This window comes from Thermodesulfobacteriota bacterium, assembly GCA_040753795.1.
In the GTDB taxonomy this organism is placed as follows: Bacteria; Desulfobacterota; Desulfobacteria; order Desulfobacterales; family Desulfosudaceae; genus JBFMDX01.
Window position 1 is genome coordinate 51,198 of sequence record JBFMDX010000006.1, and the last position, 21,060, is coordinate 72,257.

Here is a 21,060-nt window from a genome sequence, read left to right on the forward strand (position 1 = left end):
GATGAAAATTTGCTTTAAAAATAAACAACTGTATATTAGATTATCCGGTAAACACTGTTCAATCATCCGGGGTAAATTCGAATGAAGCTGTTCTTGGCCGGTAGAACCGCATGCTCTTTTTATCTGTCTGTTTTCTGTTTTATCGTTTGGGTGCTTCCGGCCAATGCCCGTCAGAGTCTTGACGTCGATAACCACTTTTCAAAATATCCGCTCGGAAAACACATCTCCATTTTTGAGGACAAGAACAACCGCTGCGTTATCAGCGAGATTGTTTCCGCGGATACCGACGGCCAATTCATCCCGAGCACCCGGTCGATACCCTCTTACGGGTTTTCACAATCCACCTTCTGGGTCCGGTTTGACGCCACCAACATCACCGAGGAGACGCTGCCGCTGATCATCGAAAGCCACTGGCCCCATCATGACCTGATGGAATTCTACCTCTTCAGCAACGGAAGCCTCATCAAAAAAGAAATTCAGGGTGATCATCTGCCCTTCAACTCCCGGGTACAAAAATATATAAACCCGATATTCCCTTTTCAAATGGCTGCCCGGACCAGCTACACCGCTTACCTGAAAATCAAATCAAAAGCATCCATGATACTGGATTTCGTTCTCTGGGAACCCGAAGTTTTTTCCATTCATGCGATTCACACCCATTCTCTCTTCGGCCTCTATTACGGTGCCGTCCTGATCATGATTCTTTACAATCTGTTCATCTTTTTCGGTATCCAGGAAAAAATATATTACCTTTATTATGTCTTGTTTATCAGCAGCCTTCTCCTGATCCAGATGTCACTGGACGGCTTTGCTTACGCTTATCTGTGGCCGTCTCATCCGACCTGGGCCAGTCAATGCGTCAATATTTTCGTTTTCAGCGGGGTATTCTGGGGAACGCTGTTCTGCCAGAAATTCTTAAACACCCGTGCCAACGCGCCCCGTCACAATCTGTTACTAAACATCCTGGCCGTCATCTCTTTTACCGGCATCTGGGCGCTGTTTTTTACCGACATTCTGATCGCCGGGATGCTGGCTTCGTTTACGGGTATTGTCTTTGCCGTATTATCTTTCCTGGCAGGGCTGACCTGCCTGGTCAAAGGTGTCCGGGAAGCCCGTTATTTTTTTTCCGCCTCCGTTTTCCTTCTGACCGGCATGATTCTTGTCGCCCTTGGATACGCCGGATTCATTGAGAAAAACTTTCTGTCAACCTTTGCCATGCATATCGGCACGACCATCCAGGCCCTGCTGCTCTCTTTCGGCCTCGTCGACCGGATCAATAAGCTCAAGCGCGAACACTCCCGGATTCAGGAAGCCAACCTGACCATGCAGAAGGAGTTTTCCCGTGATCTCCAACGGGAGATTGAACTGAAAACACTCGACCTGAACCGACAGAAAGTCCAGCTCGAACAGGCCAACGCGGAGCTTCAAAAAATCAACACCTTGAAATCCAACTTTTTCGCCAACCTCAGCCATGAATTGCGGACCCCGCTGACGCTGATCAGGGGCTGGACCGATTATATTATCAGCGGCGAACTCGGCCAGATTCCCGACCGGTTGAAAGAAACCATCCGTAAAATCGACACCCAGAATCTGGCCCTTACGGAAAAAATCAACCACATGCTCAAGCTCTCCAAGTTTGACGCGGGCATGTCCAAAATCGTGCTTCATCATATTGACATGGAAACCACTGTCGCGGGCATCGTGGCGAACTTCCAGGACCTGGCCACGCACAAAAACATCGCGCTGAATTTTTCATCCCGGTCCGCGATCGGTTCCGTCCTCATGGACAGGGAAAAACTGACGGACATTCTGAACAATCTGATCCGGAACGCCTATAAATTCACCGAAAATGGTAAAATAGACGTTATTCTCTCCTCGGACGGTAACAAAATGGCCATTGAGGTCAGAGACACCGGTATCGGCATGAACGAAGAGACCCTTCAAAAGATCTTCCAGCGCTTTCAACAGGGCGACAATGCCCCGGCCCAACTTTTCGAAGGCACCGGTCTGGGTCTGGCGATTGTAAAGGAATCCGTCGACCTGCTGCACGGCACCGTAACGGTAACAAGCGCTGAACGGCAGGGGACCGCTTTTACCGTCCAAATCCCCTTGGACCTTGGTGAACTTGAACCCGATGCGATTATGGAAAGGCGCCGGCAGGACCGGCGTTCATCTGGCCAGGACAATGGCCCGGAAGACCGGAGAAGGAATTTGAGAAGAGAGGATGATATCGCCAAAATCAGCGGCGACAATATCATTCAAATTCTGGCCGCGGATGTCAAAACCGGCAACACGGATAAGGTGACGGTGGTCGAGACGGAGAATGCCCGGGGAAAACTGGTCATCGCCGAGGACAATCTGGCGGTTCAGGCCCTGCTTCAGGCCATCCTGAAAGAATATACCCTTTACCTGGCGCCGAACGGCCAGCTCGCCTGGGAAACCATCCAGAAAGAGCAGCCGGATCTGATCCTTTCCGACATCATGATGCCGTTGATGGACGGGTATTCCCTGGTTGAGAACATCAAGTCCGACAAAAACACGAAAAACATTCCCATTATTCTGATCACTGCCTCCGCCAATAAAACCGACCGGATAAAAGGCCTGCAACTGGGAGCCGATGACTTTCTGACCAAACCGTTCCACCACCTGGAGCTTAAGGCCCGCGTCAACAACGTCATCAGCCTGCGCAAACTCTACCGGGAAAAACTGCGTTCCGAGCAGCTGGAAATCTTTCTGATGGTCCTGGCCTCCGCGATTGAGTCAAAAGACAAGTACACCGGCGGCCATGTGGAGCGGGTGGCCAATTACGCCCGCGACCTGGCACAGAAAATGCGGTTGCCGGAAGACAAGATCAATGAAATTTACCTGGGGACCATTGTCCATGATATCGGCAAAATCGGCATTCGCGACGATGTGCTGAACAAGGCGGGCAGGCTCACGGAAGATGAACTCCGGCATATTCAGGAGCATCCGGTTATCGGTAAAGAGCTTCTCTCGAAACTGGAGTTGCTGCCTGCCGCCGTCAATATCGCCTTTGGCCACCAGGAAAAATGGGACGGGACCGGGTATCCCCGGAAATTGAAAGGCCGGGATATCCCCATCGAGGCGAGAATATCGACGGTGGCCGATTTCTGGGACGCCATTACGTCCGACCGGCCCTATCGGCGGGCAATCCCGGTCGGTGAGGCAGCGGAAATCATGAGACAGGAAAGAGGCAGGACGTTCGACCCGGAACTCCTTGACGCGTTCATGGATAATAATGAAAAGCTTTACCTGAAATACTTGGCCACCGGACAAATGCAAAGCGTGTAATATTGCCCTTGTACAAGGATGGAAGGGGTATAAAAAGGGAGATATTACGAATATGACCGACCATTTTGAGGAGATCAGAAAAGCCCGGAGAAAAAGTGTTAAACAGACAAGGTGCCGGTTTGAGAATTCATCCGACAGCTACCCGGTGCATGATCTGTCGGTGAAAGGATTTTCCTTCCTGTGCGAAAAGGGGAAATGCTTTTTTGACAAGAACCTGTCGCTAAACAACATTGTTTTTCTCGATGCGGAGGGGAAAAAAATCATCGAGGCATCGGGGACCGTGGTCTACGCCAGAAATTTCGACAACGTCAACATGAAAGTCGGCGCCTCTTTTGTGACCAACAAAGTCGTGCATTCCCTTCTGGGGAGAATAAGAGCCTCCCGTTATATGCCGACCATCCAGATGAACGCCTTTATCCGGGATATGGAAACCACCTCCGGTGAAACCATCAGCGGACTGGTGGCCGACTATACCCCGTCGTCCATCCGGCTGACGTTCCCGTACGAACGGCCTGACGGCATGAGCCCGGGAGACAGAGTCCATCTGGTGATCGAGTCCCTCGGGAATGTCCTGCTGGACGACACTGCCCATGTCATTCGGAAAAAGCAAGACGGGACCGAACTGATTCTTCAATTCTCAAAAAAATTTCTTGACGTGCCCTATATTGAAAATATCTCGGAAACCGTTAAAGACCGGGAAGAAGCGCAGACCTGGCTCGAAGCATTGAGACAGTACGACGATGTTTCCGACGACTTCAAGGCCCTGATATCAGACTGGCGGATGTATATGGCACGCCTGAGGCAGCGGCTTGACGCCGAAAGCGTCAAAAAAAGGTACCGGGAAACCGAGGAACAGATCTTTTTCTTAAAAGAAATCGAACCATTCGTGAAGCAGGATATGTTCACCTTCATCCAGCGGCTGAATGCCATAACCGATCCCCTGGACAGAAAGCAGAGCCTCCTTTTTAAACAGTATTTCCGGGAAAACATGGAGCCCTTTTTGCGGACCTCTCCGTTTGTGGCCTCCGTTATTGATAAAGACAGGGGATATGCCGGTAACTTTGAAATCATCAAACAGTTTTTCGATGACCCCTACAAGGGGGACACGCTTTTCGGAAAAATGATCAACCGGCTGGCCTTGAGCCTGGATGCCGTTACCGCCCACCAGGACCGGATCAATTTCCTTTACGACACCATTGTGACCATGTATCAGGAAAGCAGAGGCCCGTTTTCTCTTTTTGCCCTGGGCTCCGGGCCGGGCGAGGAAATCTTGAGATTCGTGGAGCAGACGGATTTTACTCCCGAGAAACCGGTCCGGGCCGCCCTGCTTGACATGGATGCGTTCGCGCTGGTCGACTTTAAAGACCACCTTCAGTATCTGGACGTGAGCCACCTTGACCTGGTCACGATCAACCGCAATCTCCTGAACATCCTGGTGGGCCGGGATAAGGACCCCGTCGACGCCAAATACGCGCTCACCTACTGCGCCGGCATGTTCGATTATTTTTCTAAAAAGGTCTGCAAGCGGATCATCCGCTACATGATGGGGCACACCGATCCGGGAGGCGTCATCATCGTCACCAACGTCCACAGGAACTGCTTCGCCAGAGCGTTTATGGATTACGGCGGCGAATGGGAGTTGATTCTCCGGGACGAGGCGGACATGATTGACATGGTGCCGGAAGGGTATTCGCATGATATCTTCCGCGATGAAAAAGGCGCCAATATCTACCTGAAAATATATATGCCGTAACACGATGGGAGGAGAGGAATCATGAGACTGTTAACGCGATCGGATTTTGACGGTCTGGGATGTGCGGTATTGTTGAAGGAAGTAGGTGTTATCGACGACATCAAATTTGTTCATCCCAAGGATGTTCAGGACGGGAAAGTCGCGGTTAATGAAAACGATGTACTGGCCAACGTCCCCTATGTCAAGGGTTGCGGGCTCTGGTTTGACCATCACTCCAGCGAAAGCGAACGCAAGGAGTACGGTGAGTTTAAAGGTGCCTGCGATCCATCCGCCCCCAGCGCCGCCAGGGTGATCTATGAGTATTACGGCGGCGCGATAAAATTCTCCAGCATCCATTTTACGGAGCTGGTCAACGCCGTTGACAAGGCCGATACCGCCGACTTTACGGTCGATGAAATTTTAGAACCCAGGGGATGGTGCCTGCTTTCTTTTATCATGGACCCCCGTACCGGACTCGGCCGTTACAAGGACTACCGGATAAGTAATTATCAGTTGATGATGGAACTGATTGACCACTGCCGGTCCAGGACCATAGATGAAATCCTGGCCCTGGAAGATGTCCAGCAGAGAATCCGCCGGTATTTCAAGCAGGAAGAACAGTTCCAGGAGATGTTAAAAGACACGGCGGTCATTCGTGAAAACGTCGTCGTGGCCGATCTCCGGGATCAGGATGAAATTTATACAGGCAATCGCTTTATCCTTTACGCCTGGTTCCCGGACCAGAACATTTCCGTGCAGATCATGTGGGGACTGAATAAACAGAACGTGGTGGTGACCTGCGGCCACAGCATCATCAATCGGACCTGCAAAACGGATGTGGGCTCCCTGATGCTCAAGTACGGCGGCGGCGGCCATCACAAAGTCGGCACCTGCCAGCTTCCCATCGACAGCGCCGACAGGTCCATTGAGGAAATCATTTCCCGGATAATCGCTGATAACAAAATTTGAGCACAGGAAAAACTCCATGGCCCTCACGGCGTCAGCCATTTTCAGGGATATCGAACAAATCAGAAACCTTGCGCCCCTGATCCACAACATCACCAACTACGTGGTCATGAACACCACGGCCAACGCGCTTCTGGCCATCGGCGCCTCGCCGGTCATGGCTCATGGGCTGCCGGAAGTGGCGGACATGGCCGGAATCGCCGCTGCCCTGGTCATCAACATCGGTACCTTAAGCGACACCTGGATAGAGGCCATGTTCCGGGCGGCCAGTAAAGCCGGCTTCCGGGGAATCCCCATCGTTCTGGATCCGGTAGGGGCGGGCGCCACGCCGTACCGGACGCGGACGGCCGGAGATTTGCTGCGAAAGGCCAGGCCTTCCATCATTCGGGGGAATGGATCGGAGATCCTGGCCCTGTGCGAGGCGGGCGCGGCTACCAGGGGCGTCGACAGCACCAGCTCATCTGACCAGGCCGTTCATGCGGCTCAGCGCCTGGCCCATCAGTTTTCCTGCGTGGTCTGCGTCACCGGCGCCGTTGATTATATCGTGTCCGACCGGGCCGTCATCAAAGTCAACAACGGCCATCCCCTGATGCCGCGGGTAACAGGCCTGGGGTGCTCGGCCTCGGCCCTCTGCGGGGCCTTTGCCGCGGTCAACCCCGACTATGGCATGGCCGCGGCCCATGCCATGGCCGTCATGGGAATTGCCGGGGAAATGGCCGCAGAGACCTCTCCGGGCCCGGGCAGTTTTCAGGTCAACTTCATTGATGCCCTCTACCGGATCGGGCAACCCGACATTGAACAGCGGCTGAAAGCATGAACGTGGGCCATGGACGTCATTAGCCGCCTATAGCACGGTGATGGTGTTCTTGCCCCTGTCCTTGCTGCTGTAAAGGGCGTTGTCGGCCAGTTGCAGCAGGCCTTTCTGGTCCGGGGCGTCTTGAGGGTAACTGGCAATACCGAAGCTGGCGCTGATACCGATGTCAAGGCCCTCCTCCCGCAGAAAAACCGTGTTGCCGAAGGTCTCCCTTATCCGCTTCACCTTGACAAAAGCAGCCGTTTTGTCCTGTTCCGGAAGGATGATGACAAACTCATCGCCCCCGTAATGAATCAGCCGGTCCTGCGGATCCATGCCGGCGACCAGAGTGGCGGCCACCTCTTTTAGCATTTTACTGCCAAGCTGATGCCCGTGCCTGTCCACCACCGCCTTGAAGTCATCCAGGTCCAGAAATACCAGGGAAACCTCACGTCCGTCGCCGATCGCCCGGGCCAGATAGTCATGCATGAAACGGGTGTTGTAACAGCCGGTAACATCGTCGGTAATCACCAGACGATTGATTTCCTCGTAAACGCGGGCATTGACGATGCCGATGGCGGTAAAATCCGCCAGGATCGACAGGATCGGCTGAAAGTCATCCTCAAAAAGGGAAGTATCCTGGGGATTGATCACCTCCAGAACACCGATAACACGATCATGAACTTTTAACGGCACACAGATAACCGATTCGGTTTTAAATCCCGTCAGGGCGTCGATGTGGGGATTGAAGCGGGGGTCTCTGTTGACACGGTCCCGCACGAAAATAGGCTCGCCGGTCAGCGCCACCCTGCCGGCGATACCCTCCCCCAGCCTAATCCGATGATCCTTTATCAGGTCCCGGTCCAGGCCCATGACCAGGGCAAAGGTCAGTTCTCCCCTTTCATGATCAAGAAGATATAAGGTCCAGTTGCTGGCTTGAATCAGCTCGCTGATCCGTTTAAGGATAACGGTGGTAATCTGCTCCATGTTCGCGGCCGAGGTGACGGCCTTGCCGATTTCGACACAGTTCATCAACTGGCGGGCATAAGAAGACATCTGATACGGCTCCGGGCAAGCGGTTGCCTTAAGGGAAACCTACAACGTTATTCTTTCCGCTTATCACATTTTCCAGTGGTTTTCAAACCCTATCCTGGTTTGGTTCTGGCTTTCCGCGGATCCGTGCAATAACCATCATGGCCTGGGCCATATCAGGGGCACCGAACGGCGGATCACGATTCACCCCGATTCACCTCGGACGGTCTGGTGTCAGGGTTGCGCATAAAGGAATGGCGCAATGCCCTGGGACTGGGAAAAAAGCGCCACCATGCCGACCAGCAATACGATAATGGCAATCGGTATCAACCAGAGTTTTTTGTTTTTCCCCAGGTAATCAAAGAACTCCCTGACCAGATTCGCCGGTGTCATTTCAGCCTCCTTTGGATATGCTCGTGGGCATGAATAGAACGCCCTATTCAACCGGGTCGCCATGCTTGTCGATCCGCGCCATGAGGTCTTCTCTGGCGTTTTCCCCCGTAAAAGCAGCGACCTCGTCATAGATCATTTTCAGTTTATCGGAAAGCAGATACGCCGTTTCATAATCGGCAATGATTTCGCCGATATCTTTCGTAAAAGTTTTTTTGAATCGGGCCCGGATCAGATAAGGCCGGTAATTTCCCGGGTATATCCACTGGTACAGATCCAGATATTGTCGGCCCTCCTCAATACGGCCCTGGTTGACATTCAACGCCGCCAGGATAACCGGATAATCCATTTTCTTTGACTGGGAATCCTGGAGTATTTTGACCATCTGCGGGTCAACATCCGCCTCGGTCAGTCCGTCCACATCTTCCCGGTGGTAAGGGATCAGCATCTGATTATAGGGAGAATGCTCCCGTAATGAGCTCATGGTTCGATAAACCTGGGTCCGGCAAGCCGGCAGACAATGAATCACCTGATCGATCAAGACGTCGTCCCGATAAAAATCCGTGACGTTGCCCTTCTCCGCCTCGTTAAACTTGAAGATATCGGCGATCCGCTCCGCCAGGATCCGACTGACCAGCCGCTGACCCGCCTGGGTAAAATGCACATGATCGATAAAGAATTCGTTTCCGAAGGCGGCTTCTCCGTTCAATTGCGCCATGATCTCTCCCAGGGGGATCAGGCACAATCCGGGATTGTCCGATGAATGGTCACGGCAGTAATCGCGCAAGCTTTTCAACAGGACCTCCTTGGCCCTGAAAGGGATGGCGTCCAGTTCCCTGGCGGCGATAAAATCAGCGCGATCCGTTTTCCCCGTTAATTTTTTCCGGGCCAGGGCATCAAGATAACGGACGTTGGCGTTGCCGTCGACCTGTTCCCGTGACATCCGCTCCTGGTAAAAAGACGCCAGATCCTGAACCTTTCCGCTCTTGACGACGGCGGCATAATCTTGAATAAAATCTTTAAAATCGTCATCCTTCTCGCCGGAAAACGGCGGCATATCATAAATATTGCTGACCGGCTCGATGATGATCACCGGGATATTGTGCCGCCGGTACTGCTTTACAATGGCATCGATGTTTTTGACGAAATTAACGGCCACTTCCCGGTCCATTTCAGGCTTCAGCGGTATGCGCTGCTGACTGAACTGTTCCTCCATTAGCGTGGCATACTCCGGGGGCGGGTGAATCATGTTCCGGAGGTTGAACAAAAACTGAAAAATGCGGATTTCCGCCAGGGCCAGATAAAGAGTTTTGGTAACATAATTTCCACCGGTGGTGGCGCTGATCGTTCCGTAATAATCATTATGTCCGGCGTAAATGACCAGAAAATCCGGCTGATAGGCCAAAATCTTGGATGCCATATCCCTGACGCAATAACTGGTAATGGCGCTTAGCCCCAGGTTGATCGTTTCCACTTTTTCGTATTTGCCGCCGGCCGCCAGGGCCAGTTCGGTCATTTTACCGAACGATTGATTGGGCTGATACGGAAACCCCTGGGCAGTCGACTCTCCGACGATAAAACCCCGCAGTGTCGCGGCGGCCTTTTCCCGGGAAAATTTGTTGACTGACATCATATCCGGAACCGTGTCCGGTCTGGTCAGCGCCCGGCGGGGGTAATATTTTTTAAACAGATTAACGTTGGTTATATAGGTGTCTTCCAGATAACGGGGAGATATAAACGGACGGGTGTCAATGCCATAGCCGGCGACCCGCAACCCGATTTCGGTCAGAACAAGAATAATGACGATCAGTAAACAGAAGATCATGTTGAAAAGCGCCTTTTTCCCGGCGCTGATCTTCTCTCCGGCGTTATGCGATCCGGCGTGAAATACCGGTTCTTTATCCATCCTGCCCCCCCCGATTGATCACAATTTACTAAGGATAAGGATAAAATTTGCTTGCCGGTTCATCGCCTTATGGCCCGGCAGACTTTGGAAACACTACCTCGTGAATGATATCCGCCACAACCGCATGACCCTTTTCATTCCAGTGGGTATCGTCCGGCCAATAAATGAGGTCACCGGAATCATTCCATTCTTTTTCCGCGGCTTCGGTTAAAAACGGGGCCAGGTCAACAAACCTCAACCCATTCTCCCGGCAGGATTCCGCCAGCGCTTCGCCCAGGCCCCCCTGACGCTTTGCCTGATCCCATGGCCGGCGGCCATCGACCACCCAGTCGTACACCTCTTCCTTCGCGGGGAACAGGACAACCACGGTTTGTAAGCCGTGAGCCGCGGCCGCCTTCTGAATGCCCCGGATGGTATTGACAAGCGCGGGGTAGTTGGCATGGCCAAAGGCCATTGACCTGGTCCGGTCCCGGCTGATGACATAAGGTTCATAAAACAGCACCGATCGGCCGTCCGGAAGCTGCCGGGCCAGCACCTGCGGCGCCGACCGGTTGCCGAGGCGGAGTTTTTCCGCCAGCATGACAATAGGCGACCGCCGCACAAAACTGCCGGCACGGACCCCCAGGGCGCCCCAGCCGTCATTCCACGGTAACTCCGCCAGGTCGGTTTTCCCGCCCTCATAATAGTCGTCATCCAGATCATTGCCCGAGAACAGCGTCACCAGAACCAACGCCCCGGCATCAACCCGCAGCCTGTCCGCCTCCAGGGCGAAATTAACGTAACTCTGCCACGGGGACCCGGGTATGGAAAGGTTGTATGGCCTGGCGTCATACCGTTCCCGGAGTTGCGCCACCCAGGTGCGGCTCTGCGTCGTTTCGAGGCCGACCCCGAAAGAGTCCCCCAGAACAATCACATCATATACATCTTCATCCCGGACCTCCCGGCTGTTACTGAACCCGAAGGAATCCGTTTCAAATACGACCCGCCGCTTTATTCGAAAACTCGCGTCGCCGAGCATGGCGGCCAGATCACCGTAAGTCTCACCCTCATACCGGACGTCTTTTTTGTACCGGGAAATCAGCGGCAATTTCGGCCAGCGATTGATGAACATCTCGTGGGGCCGATAATAAAACAATTTTTCGCCGAATATCCGCAGTCCGGTATCCGCGCCCAGGACAGCCAGAACCGTTGATATCGCAACAACAGCAAACGGAATAATCCCTGCTTTGATCTTTTCCTTCAGGCGTGGAAAGATTTCTCGGACCGGACCGATGGCTATCACAGCTAATAATCCTCCTCCAGTTGAGAATCATAGCCAATTTTACTGATGTGTCAATCTATAGTATTCTAAAAAATGATGAGGGCCTGATGATAAATTCAGAGGGAGAATGCATGAAGAACAAACGGATCGAACTGGATTTCGGGGTATTTGTTCTTGAAGCCGGACTGTTTGACACCGCCATGGCTCAAAAATTCGCGGAACGCCTGCCGCTGACGGTCAGCCTGACGTCGTGGGGCAGGGAGCTGTATGGATCTATCGGCATGGACCTCGGCGAAGAGGATCCGGTGCCGGCCATCCCTGAAGGCGGAATCGCCTACACCCGCAACGGTCATTATGTGTGCATATTTTTCGGCCAGACGCCGGCCTGGCCGGTGGAGTACATCGGGCAGATAACCGGCAGCCAGTGGACAAGGCTCCTGGAAAACCCGTCCGTTGATGCCGTGACCATCCGGTTGAAAGCTGGATAGAGAGAATACCTATGGTTTCGCCACGATCCGCCATGATCTGGAACATATTGGAACTGGTGCTCCTGACGACCGGCCTGGCCGGTTCGGCGACCGCCTGCCTGGCCAACTATGGCTGGCACTGGTTTCGGGAAAGCGTGTTTTACATGTCCTGGTCCGCCGCGCCTTTTCTGATGATGGGAATCGGCAGCCATCTCGCCGGCAGATTCGTAAGATCGCCTGCCTTACGTCCGACCATGACGTTGCTGGCCTTTCTGCTGGCCTTTCTGTCGCTGACGGCTTATATCCCGGCGGTGCTTCATCCCCACCACTCCTCCGGAATGGTTTTTGCCGTCCTGCCCCTGTGCTGGATGATCGGTATTCCGGCCGTCCTGACCTTCGTCACGGTCTGCTTTCTGGTCGCGGAAAGCTGGCGCCGAAGGGGATGAATCCGGTTCGGAAATCCTTCTTGTTAAAAACGGCCGCTTTCTCTACAATAACTTTACTATGGCCCGGATCCGGGCCATAAGGCCGGAGCTTGTAATTTAAAATGATCTATTATCAAAGGAGTTTATTATGCGCCGTCCCCGCGTATCCCTTTTGTTACCCGTCCTGATCCTGGCCTTTACCGCCGCCGTCAACGCCGCGCCACAGGCGGACACGGCCGGTTGTTCCGACCACCCGTTGTTCACCCGCATGACCAACATGCGCCTGGTCTACTGCAAAACGCTTCCTTTCGACAGTTTCAAGTTCAAAACCGGCAAAGGGACGGACGTGACGGTGGAGGGCAAGCGCTTTGAAATCAAATACCAGATTCATGAAGGCAACGAATACCCCGGCCCCCTGGCCATCATCCGCAATCACCAGGAAGCCATCAAAAAGATAGGCGGAACGGTCCTGTTTGAAGACCAGCGGTACACCTGGCTGAAAGTGGAAAAAGACGGCAAGGAGATCTGGGCCCAGGTGGATACCGCCTGGAACAAGGGATACATGCTGATCATCATCGAAAAGCAGGCCATGGCCCAGGAAGTGGTCGCCAGCGCCGAACTGTTCAAATCCGGCCTGAACACCGCCGGCCATGTGGAGGTGCCGGGCATTTTTTTTGACACCGGCAAGGCGACTTTGAAACCCGAATCCGAAGCCGCCGTAGCCGAAATCGCCAAACTGCTCAAGGCCGATCCCGGCCTCAAAGTTTACGTGGTGGGGCACACCGATAACACCGCCTCCCTTGACCTGAACCTGAAGCTTTCCCGGGAGCGGGCCGAGGCCGTAGTCCAGGCCCTGGTGGGCGGACACGGCATCGACGCCGGTCGCCTGACCGGCCAGGGCGTCGGGCCCCTGGCGCCGGTGGCCAGCAACGACAGCGAGGACGGCCGGGCCAAAAACCGGCGAGTGGAACTGGTCAAGCAGTAAACGCGGAATAGGTAAAATCAGGTCAACGGATTATCATAACCCTAATACAAGGAGAACCCATGAAAACAAAATCCGCTTTAATTATTGCCATTATCATGCTTCTGCCTGTCCTGGGCATGGCCCAGGAAGGGGCTACAATTACCGTGGATGATATTCAGATCTGCACCGGCGTTCAGGAACGTCAGCCGGTCGGCGCGGGAGAAGCCTTTGCCCGTGACATCGGCCAGCTTTACTGCTTCACCAAACTGAGTGCCGGCCAGGACAGCGCCAGCGTCTCTCATGTCTGGTATTACAACGACAAGGAAACGCTCAAGGTGGCCTTGAACATGGGCGCAAAAACCTGGCGGACCTGGTCCGTTAAGCAGATCCCGAATACCATGACCGGCCAGTGGCGGGTGGATGTGGTAGCCGTTGACGGCGCGGTGCTGACGAGCAAGGCTTTCACGATCAACGAGTAGCGCCAATTCTGTAACCGTTGGCGTTTTTTTAAGGTTGCTTGATGTCCGGATGCGGCTGTGAAATGGAGGCCCGGAATGATCAGGAGAGGAGAACGCTCCTGATCGTTCTGGGCATCAACGCCTTCATGTTCGTGTTCGAACTGGCGCTTGGGCTGCTGGCCGAATCCACCGGCCTGATTGCCGATTCCCTGGACATGCTGGCCGACGCTTCCGTGTATTCCATCAGCCTCTATGCCGTGGGCAAAAGCGCCGCCATGAAAACCCGGGCCGCCCGGTTCAGCGGCCTCTCCCAGATTGTTCTGGCCCTGCTGGTCCTGGCGGATGTGGTGCGGCGGTTCATCCTCGGCAGCGACCCGGTCAGCGGACTGATGATGGGCGTCGGGGTTATCGCCCTGATCGCCAACGCCATCTGCCTGCGGCTGATCGCGAAACACCGCCACGACGGCGTGCACATGCGGGCTTCGCTGATCTTTTCCCAGAACGATGTCATCGCCAATGCCGGCGTCATCCTGTCCGGCGGGCTGGTGTGGTTTCTGGGCAGCCGCTATCCGGACCTGGTCATCGGCCTGATCATCGGAGCGGTGGTGCTGCGCGGCGGCATCCGCATTCTAAAAGAAGCCGCGGCACAGAAGACCGGATCCTCCTGCGCCTGCCGGCCGGAAGAAAATACCCTCCCACCGGACCGGCTTTTATAGGTCACCACTTGATGTACGGGTTAATAATCGGATCCTCTCCCGATTGGTTGGAGAGCAACTGCACAAGCTTCCCGGTTGAGCCGATGTGCTTCGGAAGGGTTCAATGGGTCAAGGATTCAAGGGTCCAAGTGAACAACCGTAATAAAGCCTGTCGAATGCGTTAAACCTCGATGAGGGATTGAAGCCCGGCTATTATTCACTGGGGGTTCCGGCATCATTTGGACAAACTATTTGCCAGGAGAAAAGAACGTGCTGCTTTGGTGCGGCATGGTCCTCGCCATCCCCAACAGCAGATGGTTAGAGGTTCATTTCCTTATTTCCTGCTGGTTGCTCGTATTATTTCACGTTCTTCAGAGTTTGTTTCGCTAATTTTTCCGCTATAAAAATGCCTATTACGTTCAGTTCATTTCTATTGGGAGTCTCTTCTAATGGATGGCTATACCTCAGGGTAAAAATCAACATATCTTCGTTACTATTCGTCCAATCAGAATTCCATGAATATACTTTTTGATTCGGCTTTGTCGTACCGTCCACGAAGTCGGTCCAACCCCTTACATGTGAGGTTGGAATTTCTGGATTGAGCCAATCCGTCTTGAGTTGCTTCCATCCTTTGGCATCCAACCGTCGATTGAGTTCGGCAATGTTCTCATTTGCCGGGTATTCCGCGTAAACTTTGTAGTAAACTTGGTCGGTCCCGTTTAATTTTTCATATCTAACATTTGATGCACCATTCAATATAATCAAAGAATCTGAATAATCAGATGGTGACTGGCTACTTTTTGAGCAGCCAAAAAGCAACATGATTAAAAAAAAGATTAGAAATACTGGCTGTGATTTTCTCGGCATTCATACCTCTAACATTATAATTAAGTAGAAAGTTGTCATGTATTTCATATCAAGGAGACACATGGAAAACAATGATAAATCCCTATAATCGTTGCCGAAGCTTTAAATTCGCCGCGTTCGGAAAAGGGTTTTTTGTTAGCGACCTGCGGGCATTTTGGGAAGCAAGGGATCAGGGAACTTCGCGTCAGGGATTTCTCGCTGTTTGAGGGTGAAGTCCGGACATTTCATGAAATATTGAACAGCCCGAGTTCGAGAAATTCAGCGAAGTTTCCTGATCCCGCCCAAAATGATCGGGGAGCGGACAAAATCCCTTTTTACGAATGCGATCCCTGTTCGTGAACAAAATTTGCTGGTGAAAAAATAGCATGCGGAATTGCCAAAAGCATGTTTGTTCGCGCCTGACCCTTTTGGGGCGGCTGTCCTCATCCACGGCGTTTCTCGAACTCGGGCTGAGCCGGATTTTTCTGAAAGATCTGTCTACACCCTCAGACAGCGAGAAACGCTCCTCGCGGATGACGCCATCCGGCTTTTTCCCAAAAGGCTCAATGGCGCTCACAACCACACTTTTGGCAACGGCGGTCGCCAATGGGAGCCAGGGCTTCCACTGAACATATTAAAAAACGATTAATTTCAATTTTGATGGAAAAGTAAAAAGTCCAGGATCAAGGCGTCGCAAATCCCGAAGGATGCAGCGCAACGCAGATATTGGACTTTTTACGAAGCCATCAATTTTAAGAGATTGCCTTACCACTTGATGGTGATGATGGAGGCGGCCATGGCGGCGCCGCCGAAGATGCCGGCGCCGGCATGACCACCGCCGCCGTCGGAATCCGCCATAAAGATGGACGCCAGGCAGCCCAGGGCACCCAGCGTGCCGAGAATGATATGGGCGTTATCTCGGGAATAAAGACCGTCTTCGGGCGTGAACCGGTTTTGGTATTCCATGTAGCCCGTCGTTACGGCGCCGGCCGCTGCCAGCGTCGCGCCGTAAGCCGCTCCATAATGAATGCCCTTGCTGCTATTGGTTACCGCCGCCAGTGCGACCAGACCCGCCGCCGAAAAGCCCAGGTACTTGTGCAGATCCGTTAAATTGATTGAGTTGCCGGCCGGTTTTCTGGAAACGCTTTTAGGGGGGCATTCGCTGCAGGGAGCCTCCGCCCGCCAGGATCCCATGGCAAGAGTGTCTCCCAGGGAAGGCATGTCTTTTCGCCAGTCCAGAAGCGCCGACGGATCGGCAAAACACACCTGATTCATAAAAAACATGATGACCAGTACGACCACTCCCGTTTTCATTCTGTGACGCATGATTCCTCCTCGTTCTTCCCGGGAACATCCCTGCTTGACAAATTCCCTTTATCCCATTGCGTTAGGAATCCCGGGAGTCAAGCCTGGTGTTCCCCGATGATTTCTATTGAATCTCCCGGCCGAACCAGGCCTTCTTTCAGCACACGGCCGAAAACCCCCTGGCGGGGCATGATGCAGTCTCCGGCCTTATAAAATATGGCGCATTTATTGTGGCACTCCTTGCCGATCTGGGTGATCTCCACCTCGGCTGTTTCGCCCAGGCGCACCCGCGTTCCCACCGGAAGGGTGACCCAGTCCACGCCGATAGTGGCGATATTTTCAGCAAAGGACCCGAAATCCACGTCCAGACCGCTGGACCAGGCGGCCTTAATCTGTTCCGTGGCCAGAAAACTGACCTGCCGGTGCCATGGGCCGGCGTGGGCATCTCCTTCCACGCCGTGCTCCTTTTTCAAAAAAATTTCCTTCACCGGGGTTTTCGGCGTTCCCTTCTTCCTGCTGACGGCCAGCGACACGACCCGCATCATCATCGGCTCCCTTTCCTGACAAAATTGACACCGGTCATGACCAATACCACAATGTGGTATGGCTGTCAAGAACGAGCCGCTTCCCGTCGCATCAGGCCTGTTGTCCGGCGGCAAAATCCACGCCATTTTTAAGCAGACGCACCCCGTCGGTCATGGCACTTTCGGGAAAAAGCCGTCCCTGGCGGAGCGCCTGCGCCTTGCGGCGGGTCCAGGCCGGATGGTTGGTGGGGTGGTGGAACGCTTCCGGATGGGGCATGAGGCCGAAGACCCGGCCGGTGGCGTCGCAGATACCGGCGATGTCGTCCAGTGAGCCGTTGGGGTTCTCGGGGAACCGGCCTTTGGCCAACTGGCCGCCTTCATCGGCATAGCGCAGCACGATCTGGTTGCCGGACGAAAGCCGGGCCAGCATCTCCGGTTCGCAGAAGAACTTGCCCTCCCCGTGACGGGCCGGCAGATCAAAGGTCGTCATGCCGGAAGTAAAGACGCAGGGTGAGGCGTCGTTGACGCGCAGGTGCACCCAGTCGTTGCGGAAACGGCCGCAGTCATTGGCGATCAGGGCCACCGAGCGGGTGCGGTAGTCGTTGTCGCAACCGGGCAGCAGCCCCAGGTTGACCAGTGTCTGGAAGCCGTTGCAAATGCCGATGACCAGCCCGCCGCGCGAAATAAAATCAATCAGGTCGTCGCCCAGGCGCGTCTTGAAACGATGGCCCTGGATAACGCCGGCGCCGTGGTCGTCACCCCAGGAAAAGCCGCCCACGAAGGCCATGATCTTGAATTCGTCCAGGGTGACTTCCCGGGAAATCAGGGAATTGATATGCACCCGTTGCGCCCGGGCGCCGGCCAGTTCCAGGGCATGGGCTGTTTCATGGTCACAGTTCAACCCGTAACCGCATAACACCAGTGCGTTGACTTTCGCGCTCATACTGCTCCCCCCGGCGGATTCTGCCAGGCACGCCGCAGCGTCCCGATCCCCGTGGATATAATTGTCCGGCCGTTTGCACCGGTAATAATCAGATCACCCTGTTCCGCCCCCACCGTCCCGACGCGGGCGCAGGGATGGCCTGCGAACAGGGCCTCAAAATCCGTCTGGCACCGCGGCGGCACCGTGACGATGAATCGCCCCGGGCTTTCCGAAAACAGCAGGGTCGCGTCGGACAGGCAGCCGGCCTGAGGCGCTCGGGCCAGGTCCACGGTCAGCCCCCGTTCGCCGGCCATGGCCGCCAGGGCCAGGTGAACGCCCAGGCCGCCGCGATAAACGCCGTGAACCGAAGCGACCAGTTCCCGGGTAATGGCCGCGAACATTTGATGGTAAACGGGTAAAACCTTGTCAACGGCCAGCGTCGGCACGTTCCGTCCGATATGGCCGAGCAGGGCGTAATATTCCGAGGCGCCCAGTTCATCGGCCGTTTCCCCCACGATGTAAACCAGATCGCCTTCGGTCTTGACATCCATGGTGACACACTTGAACACGTCCGGCACCACGGCCGTGGCTGAAAACTGCATGGTCGGCAGGGCCGATACCTTGTGGGTCTCGCCGTAGCGCCCCGGCAGGTGACCGTCCACGTACATGCTGTCCTTGCCCGAGAGCAGGGGGATGCCGAAGGCGTCGCAGGTCTCCTTGAGCGACAGGCAGGCCCGCACCAGCTGGGCGGCCTTGTATTTGCCGTCGGGGTTGGTCCGGGCGTCGTACTGGATGTTGGGCCAGCAGAAATTGTCCACTCCGCCGATCTCCTCCGGCGGCGCGCCCACGGCGATCAGCCGCCGTAGGGCCTCGTCGATGGTGCAGGCGACCATGGCGTAGGTATCGATGACCGAGTAGGACGGCAGCAGTGCCTGGGAAAAAGCGATGGCCCGGTCGGACGAGAGCACCGGCCGGGTCACGGCCGCGTCCGAGGGGATGTCCCGGCGAACCCCCGTCAGGGGCTTGACCACGCTGCCGGCCTGGACCTCGTGATCGTACTGCCGGGGAATCCATTCCCGGCTGCAGATATTGGGCCGGGCCAGCATGTCGGCCAGCAGGGCGTTGAAATCCCGGGGCGCTCCCAGCACCGGCTCAAACACCCCCCGCATGTCCGGCGAAGTCCATTCCGCTTCAAACACCCACTGGGGGAAATCGGCCTTCATGAACTCAAGATCGATATAGGCACAGGTAACGCCGTTGTAGAGCAGGTGCAGGCGGCCGGAATCGGTGTATTTGCCGATGACCGTGGATTCCACGGCGTGCTTGGCGGAAAGGGCCAGGAAGGCGTCGATGTGGCCCGGGGACACGGACACGGTCATACGCTCCTGGGATTCGGACACCCATATCTCCCACTGGTCCAGGCCCTGGTACTTCAGGGGTACCTTTTCCAGCCAGACTTCGCAGCCGCCGGCAAACCCGGCCGACTCGCCCACGGACGAGGACAGGCCGCCACCGCCGTTGTCGGTGATAAAATTGATCAGCCCCCGGTCCCGGGCCTCCAGCAGAAAGTCGTGCATCTTCTTCTGGGTGTAGGGGTCGCCGATCTGCACGTGCCCGGCCGGCGTGTTCTCGGAAAAGACCTCCGAGGAGGCGGTGACCCCGTGAATGCCGTCCTTGCCGACCCGGCCGCCGCACATGACGATGCAGTCGCCGGGCAGGGGTTTCTTTTCCTCGGACGGCGCGCCGTTGATCGTCGCCGGCATGATGCCGATGGCGGTAACAAAGACCAGGCACTTGCCCAGGTAGCCGTCGTCAAAATAGACCTGGCCGAAGGTGGTGGGAATACCGCTCTTGTTGCCGCCGTCACGGACGCCCTCGACCACGCCGTCCAGCAGGCGCCGGGGGTGCAGGCGGGGCTTCAGGTCGCCGGCGTAATCCCGGTGGCCGGTGCAGAAGCCGTAGCCGCCCATGACCAGCCGGGCGCCCTTGCCCGTGCCCATGGGGTCCCGGTAGACGCCGACGATGCCGGTCATGGCGCCACCGTAGGCTTCGATGTTGGAAGGCGAGTTGTGGGTCTCGCCGGTGATGACGTAGTTGTGGCCGTCGTCGAACCGGGCCGCGCCGGCGTTATCCCATAGCACGGACACCACCCAGGACTTTTTCCGTTTCTGCGCCAGGGTCGGCTGCCGGATGCAGGTGACAAACAGGCTGTCGATGGTCCGCGACTCTCCGGTGGAAAGATCCCGGTAATGGAACAGGCCGCCGAAGGTGTTGTGATTGCAATGGTCGCTGCGGGCCTGGGAGATGTACTCGATCTCAATGTCGGTGGGATCAGACAGGCCCACTTTGGCCCGCCGGGCGCGCACCTCGGGCCGCAGAAAATACTCCCGGATGGTGGGCACGTCGTTGGGATTCAAGGCCAGGTTGCGCCGTTCGCTGACGGCCATCAGTTCCGCGTCCGAGGCCACGGGGATCACAGTCACCGTTGGCTCATGATCCAGTTTCACTTTCGGAATGATCAGGCCGATACCCGTAAGGTCGTTCCAGTCCTTGCGGGAATAGATCCGGCACTGCTCGATGGTGTCGTTGGCCAGGAGTTCCCGGGCGATGCGGTCCGCTTCCGCGGCGGTCAGGCTGGAGGACTGGAGGCAATACCGACGGGAAGTGAAAACACCGGTGTCGCTGGCAAAGGCGGCGCCCAGAGAGTCGGCCATGGCTTCCCGGGCCGTATCGCCGGGATTGTCCTTGACGCCCGGCCGGTACCCCACCCAGATGACCCAGTCAAAGGGAATGGCCAGCGGCTCCCAGGAAGAGACCTGCGTCACCGGGTTGGTGAAGATGTCGCCCACGGCCGTCCGCTGCCGATCGTCCAGATCGGCGTCAATGGTGATGACGCTGACGACCCGCACCGCCGCCAGTTCAATGGACAAGTAGGCCGCCGCCCGCTTTCGGACGGTTTCCCCGGCCGGATCGGTCAAATCGGCCCGCAGGGCTATTTCCAGACGATGGGCCATGCCGCTTTCCGCCTCCTTTTTTATATTTAATCAGGCATCAGCGGCGCG

At 55.4% G+C, this 21,060-nt stretch carries 18 protein-coding genes; 9 read left to right on the forward strand and 9 right to left on the reverse strand.

What is annotated here, in order from left to right; genetic code table 11:
* The first annotated feature begins 81 nt into the window (after positions 1-81).
* The 4 genes from AB1724_09185 to thiM are packed head-to-tail and all read left to right on the forward strand — an operon-like array spanning position 82 to position 6,827.
* Positions 82-3,312 carry a 7TM diverse intracellular signaling domain-containing protein gene (locus AB1724_09185; protein MEW6077973.1) on the forward strand — a complete coding sequence of 1,077 codons (3,231 nt, stop codon included), beginning with the start codon at positions 82-84 and terminating at the stop codon, positions 3,310-3,312.
* 52 nt (positions 3,313-3,364) lie between these two features.
* Positions 3,365-5,065 carry a hypothetical protein gene (locus AB1724_09190; protein MEW6077974.1) on the forward strand — a complete coding sequence of 567 codons (1,701 nt, stop codon included), beginning with the start codon at positions 3,365-3,367 and terminating at the stop codon, positions 5,063-5,065.
* A 21-nt stretch (positions 5,066-5,086) separates the two neighbouring features.
* Entirely contained in the window at positions 5,087-6,013 is a 927-nt protein-coding gene (locus tag AB1724_09195) for an exopolyphosphatase (protein MEW6077975.1), read from the forward strand.
* 16 nt (positions 6,014-6,029) lie between these two features.
* Entirely contained in the window at positions 6,030-6,827 is a 798-nt protein-coding gene (gene thiM, locus AB1724_09200; GenBank protein ID MEW6077976.1) for a hydroxyethylthiazole kinase, read from the forward strand.
* A gap of 27 nt (positions 6,828-6,854) precedes the next feature.
* On the opposite strand, the gene AB1724_09205 is transcribed toward thiM, so the two are convergent.
* The 4 genes from AB1724_09205 to AB1724_09220 all read right to left on the reverse strand — a co-directional run bounded on the left by AB1724_09205 (position 6,855) and on the right by AB1724_09220 (position 11,413).
* Positions 6,855-7,859 carry a sensor domain-containing diguanylate cyclase gene (locus AB1724_09205; GenBank protein MEW6077977.1) on the reverse strand — a complete coding sequence of 335 codons (1,005 nt, stop codon included), beginning with the start codon at positions 7,857-7,859 and terminating at the stop codon, positions 6,855-6,857.
* Positions 7,860-8,069: 210 nt separating this feature from the next.
* Positions 8,070-8,228: a DUF5989 family protein gene (locus AB1724_09210; protein MEW6077978.1), complete on the reverse strand. Its 159-nt coding sequence runs from the start codon at positions 8,226-8,228 to the stop codon at positions 8,070-8,072.
* Between the two features lie 43 nt (positions 8,229-8,271).
* The gene (locus AB1724_09215; protein MEW6077979.1) at positions 8,272-10,131 is read right to left on the reverse strand and encodes an SGNH/GDSL hydrolase family protein; all 1,860 of its coding nucleotides are present in this window, start codon (positions 10,129-10,131) and stop codon (positions 8,272-8,274) included.
* Positions 10,132-10,198: 67 nt separating this feature from the next.
* A complete protein-coding gene (locus AB1724_09220) occupies positions 10,199-11,413 on the reverse strand; it encodes a GDSL-type esterase/lipase family protein (protein ID MEW6077980.1) in 1,215 nt (404 codons plus the stop codon).
* 110 nt (positions 11,414-11,523) lie between these two features.
* Between AB1724_09220 and AB1724_09225 the strand changes: the two genes are divergently transcribed.
* From AB1724_09225 to AB1724_09245, 5 genes are all read left to right on the forward strand, one after another.
* On the forward strand, positions 11,524-11,880 hold the full coding sequence (locus AB1724_09225; protein ID MEW6077981.1) for a cyclophilin-like fold protein: 357 nt from the start codon (positions 11,524-11,526) through the stop codon (positions 11,878-11,880).
* Between the two features lie 11 nt (positions 11,881-11,891).
* Entirely contained in the window at positions 11,892-12,305 is a 414-nt protein-coding gene (locus AB1724_09230) for a hypothetical protein (GenBank protein ID MEW6077982.1), read from the forward strand.
* 127 nt (positions 12,306-12,432) lie between these two features.
* Positions 12,433-13,269, forward strand: coding sequence for an OmpA family protein (locus tag AB1724_09235; GenBank protein MEW6077983.1), 837 nt, complete (start codon positions 12,433-12,435; stop codon positions 13,267-13,269).
* A gap of 59 nt (positions 13,270-13,328) precedes the next feature.
* Positions 13,329-13,727, forward strand: coding sequence for a DUF2914 domain-containing protein (locus tag AB1724_09240; GenBank protein MEW6077984.1), 399 nt, complete (start codon positions 13,329-13,331; stop codon positions 13,725-13,727).
* Between the two features lie 41 nt (positions 13,728-13,768).
* Positions 13,769-14,422 (forward strand): cation transporter, encoded by a 654-nt coding sequence (locus AB1724_09245; GenBank protein MEW6077985.1) that lies wholly within the window; start codon positions 13,769-13,771, stop codon positions 14,420-14,422.
* Between the two features lie 336 nt (positions 14,423-14,758).
* On the opposite strand, the gene AB1724_09250 is transcribed toward AB1724_09245, so the two are convergent.
* From AB1724_09250 to AB1724_09270, 5 genes are all read right to left on the reverse strand, one after another.
* Positions 14,759-15,268 carry a hypothetical protein gene (locus tag AB1724_09250; protein ID MEW6077986.1) on the reverse strand — a complete coding sequence of 170 codons (510 nt, stop codon included), beginning with the start codon at positions 15,266-15,268 and terminating at the stop codon, positions 14,759-14,761.
* A 744-nt stretch (positions 15,269-16,012) separates the two neighbouring features.
* Positions 16,013-16,573 (reverse strand): hypothetical protein, encoded by a 561-nt coding sequence (locus AB1724_09255; protein MEW6077987.1) that lies wholly within the window; start codon positions 16,571-16,573, stop codon positions 16,013-16,015.
* A 77-nt stretch (positions 16,574-16,650) separates the two neighbouring features.
* The gene (locus AB1724_09260) at positions 16,651-17,100 is read right to left on the reverse strand and encodes an MOSC domain-containing protein (GenBank protein ID MEW6077988.1); all 450 of its coding nucleotides are present in this window, start codon (positions 17,098-17,100) and stop codon (positions 16,651-16,653) included.
* An 88-nt stretch (positions 17,101-17,188) separates the two neighbouring features.
* Complete coding sequence (locus tag AB1724_09265) at positions 17,189-18,019, reverse strand: phosphoribosylformylglycinamidine synthase subunit PurQ (GenBank protein ID MEW6077989.1); 831 nt, start codon at positions 18,017-18,019, stop codon at positions 17,189-17,191.
* Positions 18,016-21,012 carry an AIR synthase-related protein gene (locus AB1724_09270; protein MEW6077990.1) on the reverse strand — a complete coding sequence of 999 codons (2,997 nt, stop codon included), beginning with the start codon at positions 21,010-21,012 and terminating at the stop codon, positions 18,016-18,018. The genes AB1724_09265 and AB1724_09270 overlap by 4 nt, the downstream gene beginning before the upstream one ends.
* Between the last annotated feature and the right edge of the window lie 48 nt (positions 21,013-21,060).